Consider the following 16,104-nt stretch of genomic DNA (forward strand, 5'->3'; position numbering starts at 1 on the left):
TAGTAAATGGAACTAAAAAAGCTGAATTGAAAGCAGATTAATTGAGTAACTTTAAATGAATCACTTCGTCCCATTGAGACGACCTTAATAGAACCACAGCAAAAGATTCATATCATTAGAATAAATCATGGATGAAGATCAAATATACAAATCAATGGCCCAAGCGTCTATTTACGTGCGGTATGCCGCGTTAATGCGTACATAGTCGTACGTCAGGTCGCATCCCCAAGCAACTGCGTGTCCTTGACCGTGATGCAGGTCCACTACAATGCGCACCGTATCGGTCTGCAAGTAGGCCAGCGCCGCTTCTTCGTCAAATACTACCGGACGTGACTGTGCAAGCACAGAGATATCTCCCAGACGAATATCCACGGTGTCCGGGTTCACCGGCTGGCCTGCACGGCCCACAGCGGCAATAATCCGGCCCCAGTTGGCGTCAGCACCAAACATCGCTGATTTCACGAGGCTTGAGCCGATGACCGTCTTGGCAATCGCTTGAGCAGACTCATCGCTAACCGCACCCGTCACTTCCACTTCAACCAGCTTGGTTGCCCCTTCACCGTCCCGCGCAATGGCTTTAGCAAGCACTTGGCACACATATGTGAAGCCGGCAGCAAATGCATCCCAATCCGGGTGCTCCATGGTCAATTCTTCATTGCCTGCATAACCGCTGGACATCGCTACCAGCATGTCATTGGTGCTCGTATCTCCGTCTACGGTAATCATGTTGAATGTATGGTTGGTCGCCTGGCGCAGCAGGCGCTGCAACGCTTCTGCGCCGATGACCGCGTCTGAGGTCATAAACGCCAGCATGGTGGCCATATTCGGATGAATCATCCCCGAGCCTTTGGCCGCTCCTGCAATCGTTACCGTCTTGCCGCCGACAACGACGGAGACGCAAGCTTCCTTTTTCACCAAATCCGTAGTCAGAATCGCCTGTGAAAATTGTTCAGCCTCGTTCGCTTCCTTGCCCATCTGCTCCGGCAGCGCCTTGATGCCTGAATGCACCGCATCCATCTTCAGCAACTCACCAATGACACCTGTGGAAGCCACAGCTACATCCTCTTCTGCTACACCCAGCTCACGAGCCGCTGCCGCACGCATCGCATAAGCATCGTCCTCACCCTGCTTGCCTGTGCACGCATTCGCGTTGCCGCTGTTCACAACCACGGCCTGCAACCGCCCGTTGCTCAAGCTTTCCCGCGTGACTTTGAGCGGTGCTGCTTGAAACACATTGGTTGTGTATACCGCCGCAGCTGTCGCAGGAATATCACAGCGGATAGCTCCAATGTCATTGCGTGACGTTTTTTTCAATCCACAGTGCAATCCACCCACCGTAAATCCGGCTGGTGTTACAATTGTTCCATTCTCAACGATGGTAAAAGCCTGTTGCTCCACGTTTGTTCCCATATCATATCCCCCGTATGCGTTCAGCCACATGCTGATCAACCGCCTGCTTCAACTGAAACCGTCCGACCTCTACCCATTACTGTATGACCGCCAGATGAGACACCGCTTCTTCGCACTTCCCCCTGCGGTGTTCATCAGTCACATGTTGTTAAGGGTACACTGGTGTCATGTTCAGCCCGAGGTTTTCCTCCCATCCCATCATCAGGTTCATATTTTGAATCGCTTGCCCGGATGCACCCTTCACCAGGTTGTCGATGACCGAAATAATGGTCAAGCGCCCTGTACGCGGGTCCACCGAAAATCCGATATCACAATAGTTAGATCCATATACCTCTTTGGTTGAAGGCCAGATGCCCGGTTCACGCACACGGACGAAAGGTCTGTTTTCATAATATTTACGGTATAAATCAACAATCTCCCGGTCGCTGTGCTCCCCTGTTAGCTTCGCATACATCGTGCTCATGATCCCGCGGGTCATCGGCACAAGATGTGTTGTGAATGTTACGGTTACCGGGCTTCCGGTAATGTTGCCAAGAATCTGCTCGATCTCAGGGATGTGCTGATGTTTATTCAGTTTGTACGCTTTGAAATTCTCATTCATCTCGGCATAATGACTGGTCAGGCTCGTTCCACGCCCTGCACCGGATACACCTGATTTAGCGTCAATGATGATCGTCGATGGATCAATCCAGCCTGCCTCCACCGCAGGAATCAGACCCAGCAGCGTTGCTGTCGGATAACAGCCCGGGTTGGATATAAAATCCTTGCCCTTCACTTCATCCCCATACACCTCAGCCATACCGTATACTGCCCGTTCCAGCAAATCAGCCGATGGCGCAGGATGTTTGTACCAATGCTCGTAGACCGATCCATCCTTCAAGCGGAAATCACCGGACAGGTCGATAACCTTCAGCCCGGCTTCCAGCAAGCTTGGTACGAGCTTCGCGCTTACGCCGGATGGGGTCGCGGTGAACACCAGATCTGCACGGGTTGCAATCTCCGCCGGATCAACGCCGTCCAGCGGCCTGCGAATCACTTCCGTTAAATGTGGAAATCCATCTGCGATGGACTCCCCACTGCTGGATGAAGAGATTACCGATGTAATTTCAACCTGCGGGTGATTCTGGAAAAAACGAATCAGCTCCACCCCGCCGTAGCCGGTGGAACCGACGATTGCCACTCTTAATTTGTTATTCACTCTCGCTCCCCCAATCCTCATGTATGCGCTACTTGTGCCATGCTCATGCTTCACACAGCATTTCCGTCGCTTCTATGCATATTTGTGTATTATTATACGACTCTAGTTATATAAATACAACACTCTATCATCAATTTAACACGGATTTCCAAGAAATCCGAACGATATCTTTTTTACTGTAGGGACGAACCTGATTTCTTCTGTTAAAATACATAATAGCAGGAAACATTACATAGGAGTCTTGTTCAAATGCACACCTTGTTATGCAAGGTTATATGGTATGGAACAGACCCTGAGAAGTCATTAATAGACACGGAGGACTAAAGTGCATATTGAATCCATCTTACTTGTTATACTCCTCGGCCTGAATATTATTTTTGCAGCAGCTGTTATATTCTTCGAGCGCAAAGATGCCAGTTCATCTTGGGCGTGGCTGCTTGTATTGAACTTCATCCCGGTACTGGGCTTCATCCTATATCTGCTAACGGGACAGAATCTGACGAGATACCGGCTTTTTCAATGGAAAGAACGCAAGAAGCTGGGTCTGGAGGAACGCATAGCGTCCCAACTGGAGCAATTGCAGGATAACCGGACGCCGTTCCATAACAAGGCCACCGAGAGCAGCCAGGACATGATCTACATGAACCTCAAGCAAAACGGTGCATTGCTCACCGAAGATAATGAGGTGGAGATTCTGACCGACGGTCACCTCAAATTCCAACGGCTTCTGGATGATATTGAGGCAGCACAGGACCATGTGCATGTGCAGTATTACATCTACCGCGGGGATAGCCTTGGCAAACGCATTCGGGATGCTCTGATCCGCAAGGCACGCGAAGGCGTGAAGGTACGTCTGCTCTATGACGCACTGGGTTCACGGCGGGTCACGAGTCGCTTCTTTAAAGAGCTGCGCGAAGCGGGCGGGCTGGTGGAGGTCTTTTTCCCATCCAAATTCAGTCTGATCAACCTGCGGATGAACTACCGCAACCACCGCAAAATTGTCATCATTGATGGTAATCTCGGGTATACAGGCGGGTTCAACGTCGGCGATGAGTATCTCGGCCTGAATTCGAAATTTGGCTACTGGCGCGACACCCATCTTCGGATACGAGGCAATGCGGTGCATGCGCTGCAAACCCGTTTCCTGCTGGACTGGAACGAAGCCTCCAAGCAGCATGACACACCTTATATCCCTGCCCATTTTCCTCAAATAGAAGGCTCAGGCAAGACCGCGATGCAGATTGTTTCCAGTGGACCGGACGCCGAAACGGAGCATATCAAAAACAGTTATCTGAAAATGATCAATAATGCCAAACATTCGATTATTATTCAAACGCCATATTTCATTCCGGATGCCAGCGTCTTTGAAGCGCTTCGCCTTGCATGTTTATCCGGCATTGATGTACGTATTATGATTCCGAACAAACCGGATCACGCCTTCGTATATTGGGCCACGCTGTCTTACATTGGAGAGCTGTTAAAAGTAGGGGCCAAAGCGTTCATCTATGATAATGGTTTTATCCACGCCAAAATACTGATCATCGACAGTCTGGTCGCTTCCGTCGGAACCGCCAATATAGACTATCGCAGCTTCCGCTTAAACTTCGAGGTTAATGCCTTCGTGTATGATGAAACGATCGCTACCGCGCTTGTGCAAACCTTCGAGCATGATCTGAAAGTATCCCGTGAGTTCACGCCTGAGGAGTATCAGAAGCGTAGTCTGCTCATTCGTTTTAAAGAGGCTGTATCGCGTCTGTTGTCACCTCTTCTGTAAACGTGACAGAGGGATTTGCTCCCCAACATATGAAGAGAAATCAAAAAGCAGATTCCCCCGCCCCGTTATCCGGGGAAAGAGGATCTGCTTTTTTTGTTGTATCATGTTCTACATCCGCTCAGATTTCAAATATGCTCACCGCGCTTGAATCCTTCCCCAAGCACTTCTTGTGCATGGCTGATAATGACAAAAGCGTCCGGGTCTACGGATCGGATCAACGCTTTCAGTCGTGGTACTTCACTTTGCCCAACGACCACCATCAGCACAGTTCGCTGATCATCCGTATATCCACCCTTCGCCTCCAGCTTGGTCAGACCGCGATCCAGATCAGCCAGAATAACCTTTGTAATTGCTTCAGTCTGGTTCGAGATAATGTACGCCACCTTGGAATACCCCAGCCCCATCTCGATCGTATCAATCACTTTACCAGTAACATACAACCCGATCAACGCGTACAATGACTGCTCTAGCGACAGTACAAACGCTGCCATAATAATGACGGTCGCATCCATGATTACGACGCATACGGAGTAACTGAGTCCACTGTACTTCTGCACGATTCGTGCCAGAATGCTCATGCCTCCCGTTGAACCTCTCCCCCGGTACACAATGCCGATGCCCAGCCCCACGCCGATGCCCCCGTATAATGAAGCAAGCAGCGGATTAGTGGTTGGTATCGCCCAGTGACTCGTCAGATACACAAAAAGTGGAAGGACGATGCTTCCGAGGATTGAACGAACTCCGTACTGCTTGCCGATAAGTAGAAAACCCGCAATGAGTAGCGGTATATTAATGGCCCATTGGGTATACGCCGGTTCCCATCCGAACCACTCATGCCCCAGAATGGATAACCCGGATACTCCACCGGAAGCGATCTGATTGGGAAGCAAAAATAAATTGAAGGCCACCGCAATCAAAAACGAGCCTACAATAATGAACAAGGTATCCATGACGTTCCGCCACGGCCCGTTCAGGGGAATGGAGGTAGCTAACCTCTTTTTACGTTGAGGGTATGATTGTTGTTGCTCTTGCATGATGTCGTGCTCTCCTTTTATATAATTGATCAAAAAAAAGCTCCTGTATACACCAGCATGCGCATGAGCACACGGGTCCATACAGGAACTTTGATTAATCGGCTTCTACTTTAATTTGGCTACGCAAATAACCGTCGATGAATGCATCGAGGTCGCCGTCCATAACTGCTCCAGTATTTCCTGTCTCTACGCTTGTACGGTGATCCTTTACCATACTATAGGGATGGAATACATAGGAGCGAATCTGGCTTCCCCATGAAATATCCGACTGATCCCCTCGGATTTCATCCAGTTGTTTTTGCTGCTCTTCAATTTTGCGCTCATACAATTTCGAACGGAGCATCGTCATCGCACGCTCGCGGTTTTTGATCTGTGAACGTTCGTTCTGACAGGTGACAACCACTCCCGTCGGGATATGTGTAATCCGTACGGCTGAGTCCGTGGTATTAATGTGTTGTCCACCTGCACCGCTCGCGCGATAGGTATCAATCTTGAGGTCCTCGGTGCGAATATCAATCTCGATGGTATCATCAATCTCCGGCACCACATCACAGGATACGAAGGAGGTATGTCTGCGACCTGATGAGTCAAAAGGAGAAATCCGTACCAGACGGTGAACTCCCTTCTCTGCCTTCAGATAACCATAGGCGTTATATCCCTTGATGGACAAGGTCACGCTTTTGATGCCTGCCTCGTCGCCTGGAAGGTAATCCAGCACCTCAACCTTGAAGCCGCGTTTCTCGGACCAACGCGTGTACATCCGCAGCAGCATCTGTCCCCAGTCCTGCGACTCGGTACCGCCTGCGCCCGGATGAAGCTCCAGAATCGCATTCATTTTGTCATATGGCTGATTCAGAAGGAGCTGCAGCTCGAACTCTTCTACCTTGCTTACAATGGCGGCCACGCTGTTGCCAATCTCGGCAGCCAGCTCCTCATCGCCTTCTTCATCTGCCAGTTCAGCCATCATCAACGCATCATCATAATCCTGTTGCAGCTTAATGTAATGGTCTACCGATCCTTTTACCGCATTCATCTCGGCGATGAGAGCTTGCGCCTTCTCATTGTCATCCCAAAAATCGGGAGCGGACATTTTCTCTTCGAAGTTCTCAATCATCTCTTGCTTGAGATCTAAGTCAAAGAGACCCCCTAAGGTTTGTTAATTTCTTGCCTATTTCACGCAGGTCCTGCTTCACGCTTGGATCAATCATGTGCAATTCCTCTTTTCATTAAGATAAGCTCCCCGCATGCCGGGAGCTTCAATAATCAGGATTAAACTTCAGATGCATTATACCGCAAGCCTTGCACATACTGTTGCCAGCAGGCGCGTCAGACTTCACTCAGCGTCATATGACTATTCATATGCACCAGTTATCGGATATGCATCCTCCACTTTATCCTATTGAACCCCCGGCTGCAAGGAGCCGTATAAGTCAAACGATATACATTGGACTAGATGATCTTACTTGTTGTACCTCGATGAAAAAAATGAGACAAGATACTACTCTTGACCGTGGCAATGCTTGAACTTTTTGCCGCTGCCGCAAGGGCAAGGGTCATTACGACCAATCTGGTCGGATACTCTCACTGGACGTTTCTCCGCAGGTTCACCGCTTGTCGAGATCTGGCTCTCGTCCACAACCGCTTGACGCTCCTGGTTGCTTTCGATCTGTGCTTTCATCACGTACGTTGCCACTTCCTCCTGAATGGAAGAGATCATCTCGTGGAACATCTCGAACCCTTCGAACTGGTACTCACGAAGCGGGTCTGTACCGCCGTATGCACGAAGGTGGATACCTTGACGCAATTGATCCATTGCATCAATGTGGTCCATCCACTTGCTGTCTACTGCGCGAAGCACGACCACCTTCTCGAACTCACGAACCATTTCTTCACCAATACGCTCTTCGCGAGCATTGTATTTGTTCTGTACTTTCTCGAACAGATACTCGATGATTTCTTCGGCTTCTTTACCCCACAGCTCATCTTTGGTAATGGAGCCATCATCCAAAAGCTTGCTGTTCATATAATCCGCAACTTCCTGCAGCTCCCAGTTCTCAGGAATTTCGTCACTGCAATGTGCTCCAACGATGCGTTCAATGGATGGCTTGATCATATCCATAACGATCTGTTTAATATTTTCGGACTCCAGCACCTCACGACGCTGTTTGTAGATAATCTCACGCTGCTGGTTCATAACATCGTCATATTGAAGGACTACTTTACGTACGTCAAAGTTGTTGCCCTCAACACGCTTCTGTGCTGATTCTACAGCACGCGTGATCATACGGCTTTCGATTGGCTGATCTTCTTCAAAACCAAGACGCTCCATCATGTTCAGCACGTTGTCTGCACCAAAGCGTTTCATCAATTCATCGCCCAAAGACAGATAGAACTGTGTAGAGCCCGGGTCACCTTGACGTCCCGCACGACCGCGGAGCTGGTTGTCGATCCGGCGTGATTCGTGACGCTCTGTACCAATGATATGAAGGCCGCCAACTTCAGCAACACCTTCACCCAAAATAATATCTGTACCCCGTCCAGCCATGTTCGTTGCAATAGTTACTGCACCCGCTTGACCTGCACCGGAGATAATTTCAGCTTCTTCTGCATGAAACTTCGCGTTCAAGACCTGGTGTCTGATACCGCGACGCTTCAGCATGTCTGACAGACGCTCCGAGTTCTCGATGGATACTGTACCCACCAGCACCGGCTGGTTTTTGCTGTGACGCTCCACGATTTCTTCTACAACCGCTTTGAACTTGCCATCAATGCTTTTATACACCACATCCGCCATATCATTCCGTTTGTTCGGACGGTTGGTCGGGATCTGCAGCACTTCAAGGCCGTAGATTTTCTTGAACTCTTCTTCCTCTGTCTTCGCTGTACCTGTCATACCCGCAAGCTTGCGGTACATCCGGAAGTAGTTCTGGAACGTAATCGTTGCCAGCGTCATGCTCTCGTTCTGAACCTCGATGCCCTCTTTCGCTTCAATCGCCTGGTGCAAGCCATCGCTGTAACGACGACCAGCCATCAGACGTCCTGTGAACTCATCGACGATCATGACTTCTTCATCCGTAACAACATAATCCACGTCACGGCGCATAATCACATTTGCTTTCAAACCCTGCACAATGTGGTGGTTCAGCGTCACGTTCGCATGATCATACAAGTTCTCGATGCCAAAGGCCTTCTCCGCTTTCGCTACGCCACCCTCTGTCAGCGCTACGGATTTCACCTTGATATCGACTGTAAAGTCCTCTTCCGGCACCAGACGCTTCACGAAACGATCCGCTGCATAATACAGGTCGGTCGATTTCTGAGCTTGTCCGGAAATAATCAGTGGTGTACGTGCCTCATCGACAAGAATGGAGTCCACTTCGTCAATGATACAGAAGAACAATGGACGCTGTACCATTTGCTCTTTGTACAGAACCATATTGTCACGCAGGTAGTCAAAACCGAATTCGTTGTTCGTACCGTACGTAATATCACAGGCATATGCATGCTGCTTCAGCGCATGATCCATGCCGCTCAGGTTAACCCCAACCGTCATGCCGAGGAATTCATAGATTTGCCCCATCTCCTGGCTATCCCTTTGAGCCAAATAGTCATTAACTGTGACTACGTGTACACCTTTGGACATCAATGCATTCAAATATACTGGCAGTGTTCCTACCAGCGTTTTACCTTCACCCGTCTTCATCTCGGAAATACGGCCTTCATGCAGTGCAATCCCGCCTAGCATCTGTACATCATAGTGACGTTTGCCAAGCACGCGGCGTGACGCCTCACGTACGGTTGCAAATGCTTCAGGAAGCAGCTCATCCGTGGTTTCTCCCTTTTCAATACGGGCACGGAACTCCTCCGTTTTTCCTTTCAACTGCTCATCAGACAAAGCCTGAAATTGCGGTTCCAGTTTATTGATTACATCGACCGTCTTCATTAGACGTTTCACATCACGCTCGTTCATGTCTCCGAAGATCTTTTTGACAAGTCCTAACATGGTATACCCCTTTCGTGCAAAACAGAATAGACCCCCTGCTGCCGCCATGCGGCACCATCCATGGATTATTCATCCATTGTCCCCGGGGGTGACAAACAAGATAAAAATATAGATGAATCAACCCCAGGCTTGCATCGTTTCTCACGAAGCTGATTCGGTACTCACTTGAGCCTGGTTCTATTATATAATTGCCAACGCTCAAGCTTATTGAATCATGTTCATGGTGCTGTGCCTGTCATTGATTATGATTAGCGATCATTCGTTGACAATTCTTCATCAGGACAATGATTCTCTTTGCATAAATTGTAACAGTTTGTAAGGGTCGCCGCAACACGCCACATCGGACTTCTTCGAACTTTGCTCCCCCGATCAAGAGAGTTTAAGTGCAAAAAATCATAGTCGTTAGCAGAAGTGCTAAGATGACTCATTTATTTCCCGAGATAGCTCAAGGCTCAAGCGACGATTAATGGGAAATATGGAAGTTAACGGAAGATATTTCAAGCTGTCCATCTTCTACTCTATTAGACGCGGCAGCCCCCCTAATAGTTTCATCATTTTATTTCCAAACGATGTCCATTCTATTAAAGCTGCTACGCACAAAAGAGCCCCATCCCTTAAAGGATGGAAGCTCTTGTTAGGTTCATTTTCAGGAAGCATAGCTCCTGCTTATATTCAATACAGGGTTGTTGCTGTTCGATTAAAGCGATGTCCTCAGCCTGACTTAACCTTGCTCAATCAAGCCGTACTTGCCATCGTTCCGTTTGTAAACCACGCTTACTTCCTCATTCTCGATGTTGGAGAATACGAAAAAGTTATGACCTACCATGTTCATTTGCAGGATCGCTTCTTCCACGTCCATCGGTTTCAGCATAAAGCGTTTCGTACGTACAACTTCCAGATCATCATCCGCATCCGTGTCGAGCTCGGCTGTTGCTACTGTGCCTGACGGATCTTCCACGAAGAGTGTCTTCAGGCTGCCTTCCTGACGGAATTTACGGTTAATTTTCGTTTTATGTTTGCGAATCTGACGTTCCAGCTTGTCCACAACGGCATCAATGGATGCATACATATCATCGCTTCCATCCTCCGCACGGAGCACAAAGCCCTTCAAAGGAATCGTCACCTCAACTCTATGCAAGCCTCTTGTCGTGCTCAGTGTCACAGCACCATCAGAGGTAAGGGGTGCATCGAAATACTTCTCGAGTCTACTCAACTTTTTGTCGACATAATCTTTCAAAGCCTCAGTAACCTCGATTTGTTGACCTCGAATACTCAAATTCATAGGGCACTCCTCCTTTATCTTTGCACCTTCATTATACCACGAATGTAAGCGTCATGTAAAAACTCCCGGTGACCGAATAATGACATCTCCTCCAGCCACCTCAGGCAATGTCTGTTTAACGCCATATTTCGTGATATTTCGCCATTTTCGGCCAAAATCTTTTATTGTCCCCAGGCTGCATATCCGGCGCTTGATGATGTATTTAACCGTTTTGGAGGTAGTCTAATCGGTTATGTAAAATGAGCTCTCTAGCGTGGTAGTAACAGCCGCAGAAATTCATTCCTTAGCGTAGACATTGGATCACCTTCGAGTGTGCATTTGAAAGAAATTCGTGACGCTCTACCAAGAGCTAAACTAAACAAAAAAAGACCCCGGATCACCGGAGTCTGATGCTAGCGATAATTCAATTTGGTAACCATCTAACCATATATGTAGGTCGGATTATCCGGATGATTATAATTTGATTACGTTAGCGGCTTGAGGTCCACGAGCGCCTTCGACGATGTCGAATTCTACGGATTGACCTTCTTCCAAAGTTTTGAAGCCTTCGGATTGAATTGCGGAGAAGTGTACGAATACGTCGCCGCCATCTTCAGTCTCAATGAAACCGTAACCTTTTTCTGCGTTGAACCATTTTACTTTACCTTGCATGCACTAACATTCCCTTCGTCATCAAATGAAGTGAAGCCCTGGCCAAGACCCTAGCCCACAATTCAGATGATATCACCTAATCTTATCCATTGTCAATTGGTAAAGAAAATGTTTTATTGGTATTTTTTGTAGATTAATTGAGAATTTTGAGGAATAGGCGATTAATTTGTAGAAGAATATGTATAAATCTTATTTTGCAGTAATGATAGAATATAACCCCTCTATGTCAGCCTGGACTATTTCATCAAGGCAAACACAGCGGGGTTATAACTTCGCCCTTATTTTCTTTTGTCCATCAAAAAGCTGTCAGGAGTGTAGCCTGCTTCATATGCATTTCGCTGCACCTTCGCCTGTCCACGCTTGTGTAACCAATCTTGGGCTTCCAGGCGAAGTGTGTTCATCCGTGCAAGAATCTCGGAATCTTGCTCTACCAAACGCTGAATAACTTCCTTCTCTCGCTCACTGGCCTGAGTATCAGAAAAGTGCTGTAATAATTGATCCACGACCACCTGTCGCTCCTCGATAAAAGCTTCAAGCTGTTCAAAATCCAGATTATACAGACTAGACAAAGTATTTTTAGTCAAATTTCCCAATTGGTTAATACATGTTGCTCTATCCATGAGCATTAGCAGATTACTCTCCTTGACTAGCTACAATTTTGGAAGCCTGTATCCAAGTCTCACGCAATTCTGACAAATAACCCACCGCTTCTTCAGCCTTCGATTCATCTCGCTGAATGTTCGCTTCAATGAGCAAATAATTAGTATACTCATACAAGGAAAATAAATTTTTAGAAACATCATAAGACTGATCCAATGTGCTCATCAATTCACTTATGATGGTCTGGGCCTTGCCCAGATTCAAATTAGTTTTCTCAATATCTTGCTGCTGTATTCCAGCAATAGCCGTCTTGATAAAACGAATAGCCCCGTCATACAACATAATAACTAACTGTGCCGGATTCGAAGTCTGGACAGAGGATTGACGATATTTATCATATGGAGAAGTGATCAAAAGTCTCACCCTTTATTCTATAAAATTAATTTCCTAATTTGGCTAGTAAGCTGGCTGACTGTGACTGCATCTGTGACATCGCTTTTTCCATAGCAGCAAACTGCTTATAGTAGCGATCTTCGGTGCTTGCAATATTACGTTGCATTAAAGCAATACGGCTGTTGTATTGTTTTAATTGTCTCCCCATCGGATTTTCTTCACTGAAAGTGCTTGTGACATCCGTTGTAAACCGGTTTGTACCTGAACGATCAGATATTCTTTGAATGGCAACAGAAGCTTTATCTGCCAGTTTATCGAAAATCCCGTCATTGGGTGCACTATCAGCGCCTTGAAAAAGGTCAATAACCGCCTGAGGATTCGAGCTTAGTGCAGTTTTTAATTTGGCCTCATCCTTAATAACCAGTTTTCCGTTCTCTGAGTAAAGACCAGTCGTTATTCCAATAGAATTAAGAGGGCCTAATTTTTCTGAGATTATAGATCTCATGTCAGAGAGCAAAGATTTGATGATGTCATTGTTCTTCAGCAACCCGCTTTTGGCTTTGTCGGTCCAGGTTAGAATTTCCGACTCTTTCATTTCCTTTTTCTGTTCGTCCGTAAGTGGCTTGAAGTCAGCATATTTGGTTTCACGGATTGTGCTATTTAAGGATTTAATTAGATTATTATAGTCATCTATGAACCCTTTAATGGATTCTAATGCCTTATCCGGATCTGTTTGATTCTTTATGATGACTGGGTTGTCCACATCAGTCTCTTCCTGAAGCGTCAGTTGTACACCATTAATTGTAAATGTGTTTGTTCTAATGTTCTCCAAACTTTGACCATTCACCTTAACTTTCGCGTCCAAACCATCTTTTACTTGCTTCAGGGCATTTGCATCCTCTTTGAAAGGAACCGCACCTTTGAAAAGTGAAAGGAACTCATAGGAATTCCCACCCATCTTGATCTCATTACCTGAATTAGCGGTAATTGTTAATTTACCTTTATCATCAAATGCAGCCACAACTCCAGCTTGGGTACTACTATTGATTTTACTAACAACACTGGATATCGTTTCTGTTTCATTAAAAACAAAGCTCGCTCCATTAATCATGAAGCTATAGCCTTTCATGGGTGCATCAGGCTCAGGATCTTTCCCATCTTTTAATTTCTGAAGATCGGCGAGTGTCTGATTACCTGTAACATTCTCCCCAGCACCATTCGTTTCGATCACTGTCTTTTTGGAAAAGAGCGCGATCAAGGAGTTCTTGCCTGATGGCGTCTCTACCTTGATATCTCCAGCAGCTCCACCTGAACGCGATGCTAGTGACAATTTACCTGTCGCCTCATCATAACTCGCAAAAACATCTGCTTGTGAATTTGAATTAACAGTCGATATGAACGAAGAAATCGTTGTTCTTCCGTTAAAGAGTGAATTACCATCCTTGTCCTTAAAGCTCACTCCGTTAATCGTGATGTCAAAACCCTTTTTCAAGTAAGCTTCAAGATCCGATTCATTCATTGCTGACAGCTCAACCCCATCAAGATTAGCAAGAAATGTGTTTCTGCTTATCCCTTGACCTAAACCGCTCGTTTCAAGCGTTTTTGCACTTGCCAACTTTTCCACTGAAACTTTCATTTCTGCGGTAGTTGCACTAGCACTTGCCACTGCTTTCACAGCTGTCGTATTACCTGAAACGACAGAATTATTGGCGTTCAGTGCAGAGGAGTTACCGTATTTCGTAGTGAGCTTATTAATACGGAAATCATACAATTTACTGCTTAAATCACGATAACTCTCCCGCTGCCATTGCAAAACCTGTTTGTCCTGGTTCAATCGATCCAGTCTGAGATTTTTGGTGGCCATCATGCTCTTGACCATACTATCAATGTCCATGCCTGAAAAGCCATTTACACGTGTAACCATTCTGCACCTCCAGATCTATATTATATCTTCTCATCAACTAAAATCCCGGCAAGCTCCATCATCTTAGCAACTAAATCTAGCGTTTTCTCTGGAGGAATTTCCCGGATCAGTTCACCCGTATCTTTATTAAGTACTTTGACCATAATTTCATGTGTTTTTTCGTGAATACTAATATCCAATGTTGTCTGCGGGCCCTGGAGCGATTTTACGGCGTTTTCAATAGTCCTGATTAACTGCTCTTGACCAACGGACAAGGGAGTCCCCTGCTTCTCCAATTGGCTTAAGCTCAAGCCTTGATTCATGCCTGAATTCAAGTCTGCTCGTTGTGCTTCAGTTCCTGAAGATAAATCTCCCTGTTGACTAACTGATGATGACGTTTTAGCGGATAATGAGAACTGTACATTCATCTTCACCACTACCTCCGGCTGCATATTTACTTTTTATATCGGTTTTTCTCAACGTTCTGATTAGAGCAATATGAAAAATATGTATAAAAAGACCTCGGATTGTCCAAGGTCTTAACATTTTAGTTTTAATTTTTAATCATGATCGACATATAAGCCATGGATTTAAAATTATTGCTTTCGAGTAGGTCAAGTACGTTATTCAAATAATTCGAGTTATGCTCAACGGTCTTAGCAAAAGATTGTACAAGTTTCACTACAAGCTCTGTAGTTAAACCTTTATGAAAACCTGACATTCCGATCAAATGTAATTTAATCATAGAGAAGTGTACTACCATCATCACATAATCGTCGAATACTTGACTTCTGCCAAATGGGAACAGATTTTTGAACACATAATTTACAAGGTAATTTTCGAGAATGTACTCATGTTCCTTCATAAAAGGTGCAAAAAATTCCTCACTCGCAGCTGTATAACGTTCAGCAATTTCTTCCTCCGAAGTGTCCTCTGTGTACATAATCCCGTTCAGGGTTTCTATAACACATTCCATGTATCTGCCATTTTTTATTCCATGTCCAAAACGGTAGTCCATAAGTTCTTTAGATAGCTTCAGTTGCACAATGTTGTTAACCGGTATATCCATTAACGAATTTTTGGTATCAGGGTCTTCCAGCATACTTGAATATAAGGTAATCGTATCCTCTATTGCATCATAATTCTCTTCATTAACTTGAGACTGAATTTTCTGATAGAACAAACCTAGAACGATCAGTCTCTCAGCTAATGTATACGTGCGATTTTGTAAAACCTGAATCGTAAATATTCTTAAATTCCAGAAATATGGAATTAATTTGTTTTTCCCGTTTGGATTATCCGTAATGATTTGCTTATTAACCCACACCTTATTGTCCAGTGCTTCTTCAACTTCATTGAATTGGATTCCCTCCGGCTTCAGTAATGTAAGTCGCGCTGCCTCAGGACAGGATAAGGTTGTTGATTTCTCAAGCACTCCATCAATACTATTGATGCTTCTTGGATAACTGCTGCATACGTTAGACAAATAGTCTTCTCCTAAACCAAGCTGAATTTTGCATAAGTTTTCTTCAGAAAGAAAACCACATCTCCCCTGTTCGTCCATATTGATTTTGGCGTACCGATGAACAGTCGGCTCTGAACGATGTCTGGATACATTTTTATCAAATAAAGGCTTCAATTCAATATTACGAGATTTAGCATACTTTTTATAAGTCTGCTGATCAATATCCACTCTCCAGCCAATGCAACATGAATCTTCACAAGCAGATCCGATACAAGCAAAATCCTGCATATATTCCGGCACCAGAATCGTTCTATTTTTAACGGTCATGTAGTCTCTCCTTATACACCTTTTGTAAATAAAAATAGATACCCTCACATGGAAGATATCTATT

General features: G+C 45.8%; 13 protein-coding genes. 1 reads left to right on the forward strand and 12 read right to left on the reverse strand.

Annotation, left to right across the window (positions count from 1 at the left end; translation table 11 throughout):
- Positions 1-171 precede the first annotated feature (171 nt).
- Together argJ and argC are read right to left on the reverse strand one after the other, a co-directional pair.
- Positions 172-1,410 carry a bifunctional glutamate N-acetyltransferase/amino-acid acetyltransferase ArgJ gene (gene argJ / locus DFQ00_RS06150; RefSeq protein ID WP_146236132.1) on the reverse strand — a complete coding sequence of 413 codons (1,239 nt, stop codon included), beginning with the start codon at positions 1,408-1,410 and terminating at the stop codon, positions 172-174.
- A gap of 148 nt (positions 1,411-1,558) precedes the next feature.
- Entirely contained in the window at positions 1,559-2,608 is a 1,050-nt protein-coding gene (gene argC, locus DFQ00_RS06155) for an N-acetyl-gamma-glutamyl-phosphate reductase (protein WP_110895527.1), read from the reverse strand.
- 325 nt (positions 2,609-2,933) lie between these two features.
- On the opposite strand from argC, the gene cls reads away from it, so the two are divergent.
- Complete coding sequence (cls, locus tag DFQ00_RS06160; protein WP_110895529.1) at positions 2,934-4,382, forward strand: cardiolipin synthase; 1,449 nt, start codon at positions 2,934-2,936, stop codon at positions 4,380-4,382.
- 125 nt (positions 4,383-4,507) lie between these two features.
- Here cls and DFQ00_RS06165 read toward each other — a convergent pair whose 3' ends face one another.
- The 10 genes from DFQ00_RS06165 to fliB form a co-directional block, all read right to left on the reverse strand.
- Positions 4,508-5,416 (reverse strand): YitT family protein, encoded by a 909-nt coding sequence (locus DFQ00_RS06165; RefSeq protein ID WP_110895531.1) that lies wholly within the window; start codon positions 5,414-5,416, stop codon positions 4,508-4,510.
- A gap of 94 nt (positions 5,417-5,510) precedes the next feature.
- Positions 5,511-6,624, reverse strand: a protein-coding gene (gene prfB, locus DFQ00_RS06170) for a peptide chain release factor 2 (protein ID WP_110895532.1) whose coding sequence is annotated in 2 segments (ribosomal slippage) — positions 5,511-6,551 and positions 6,553-6,624 — 1,113 coding nt in all. Because the reading frame shifts where the segments join, the coding sequence is not laid out codon by codon here.
- 290 nt (positions 6,625-6,914) lie between these two features.
- The gene (gene secA / locus DFQ00_RS06175; RefSeq protein WP_110895875.1) at positions 6,915-9,419 is read right to left on the reverse strand and encodes a preprotein translocase subunit SecA; all 2,505 of its coding nucleotides are present in this window, start codon (positions 9,417-9,419) and stop codon (positions 6,915-6,917) included.
- Positions 9,420-10,140: 721 nt separating this feature from the next.
- Complete coding sequence (gene hpf, locus DFQ00_RS06180; protein WP_110895534.1) at positions 10,141-10,701, reverse strand: ribosome hibernation-promoting factor, HPF/YfiA family; 561 nt, start codon at positions 10,699-10,701, stop codon at positions 10,141-10,143.
- A 453-nt stretch (positions 10,702-11,154) separates the two neighbouring features.
- Positions 11,155-11,352, reverse strand: coding sequence for a cold shock domain-containing protein (locus DFQ00_RS06185; RefSeq protein ID WP_024631599.1), 198 nt, complete (start codon positions 11,350-11,352; stop codon positions 11,155-11,157).
- Between the two features lie 278 nt (positions 11,353-11,630).
- Complete coding sequence (locus tag DFQ00_RS06190) at positions 11,631-11,978, reverse strand: flagellar protein FliT (protein ID WP_110895536.1); 348 nt, start codon at positions 11,976-11,978, stop codon at positions 11,631-11,633.
- A 7-nt stretch (positions 11,979-11,985) separates the two neighbouring features.
- Positions 11,986-12,366, reverse strand: a complete 381-nt coding sequence (gene fliS / locus DFQ00_RS06195) for a flagellar export chaperone FliS (protein WP_110895538.1) — start codon at positions 12,364-12,366, stop codon at positions 11,986-11,988.
- A 25-nt stretch (positions 12,367-12,391) separates the two neighbouring features.
- Entirely contained in the window at positions 12,392-14,269 is a 1,878-nt protein-coding gene (fliD, locus tag DFQ00_RS06200) for a flagellar filament capping protein FliD (protein WP_110895540.1), read from the reverse strand.
- 20 nt (positions 14,270-14,289) lie between these two features.
- Positions 14,290-14,676, reverse strand: a complete 387-nt coding sequence (locus DFQ00_RS06205) for a flagellar protein FlaG (protein WP_110895542.1) — start codon at positions 14,674-14,676, stop codon at positions 14,290-14,292.
- A gap of 125 nt (positions 14,677-14,801) precedes the next feature.
- Complete coding sequence (fliB, locus tag DFQ00_RS06210) at positions 14,802-16,040, reverse strand: flagellin lysine-N-methylase (RefSeq protein WP_110895544.1); 1,239 nt, start codon at positions 16,038-16,040, stop codon at positions 14,802-14,804.
- Between the last annotated feature and the right edge of the window lie 64 nt (positions 16,041-16,104).

Origin of the sequence: Paenibacillus barcinonensis, from assembly GCF_003217495.1 — a bacterium.
Taxonomy (GTDB): domain Bacteria; phylum Bacillota; class Bacilli; order Paenibacillales; family Paenibacillaceae; genus Paenibacillus; species Paenibacillus barcinonensis.

What these genes read in the sequence shown, in the direction of transcription:
- hpf (WP_110895534.1), bottom strand. Translation starts at nt 10,701, where the DNA reads ATGAATTTGAGTATTCGAGGTCAACAAATCGAGGTTACTGAGGCTTTG.
- argJ (WP_146236132.1), bottom strand. Translation starts at nt 1,410, where the DNA reads ATGGGAACAAACGTGGAGCAACAGGCTTTTACCATCGTTGAGAATGGA.
- fliB (WP_110895544.1), bottom strand. Translation starts at nt 16,040, where the DNA reads ATGACCGTTAAAAATAGAACGATTCTGGTGCCGGAATATATGCAGGAT.
- fliD (WP_110895540.1), bottom strand. Translation starts at nt 14,269, where the DNA reads ATGGTTACACGTGTAAATGGCTTTTCAGGCATGGACATTGATAGTATG.
- secA (WP_110895875.1), bottom strand. Translation starts at nt 9,419, where the DNA reads ATGTTAGGACTTGTCAAAAAGATCTTCGGAGACATGAACGAGCGTGAT.
- DFQ00_RS06190 (WP_110895536.1), bottom strand. Translation starts at nt 11,978, where the DNA reads ATGCTCATGGATAGAGCAACATGTATTAACCAATTGGGAAATTTGACT.
- DFQ00_RS06205 (WP_110895542.1), bottom strand. Translation starts at nt 14,676, where the DNA reads ATGAATGTACAGTTCTCATTATCCGCTAAAACGTCATCATCAGTTAGT.
- DFQ00_RS06165 (WP_110895531.1), bottom strand. Translation starts at nt 5,416, where the DNA reads ATGCAAGAGCAACAACAATCATACCCTCAACGTAAAAAGAGGTTAGCT.
- DFQ00_RS06185 (WP_024631599.1), bottom strand. Translation starts at nt 11,352, where the DNA reads ATGCAAGGTAAAGTAAAATGGTTCAACGCAGAAAAAGGTTACGGTTTC.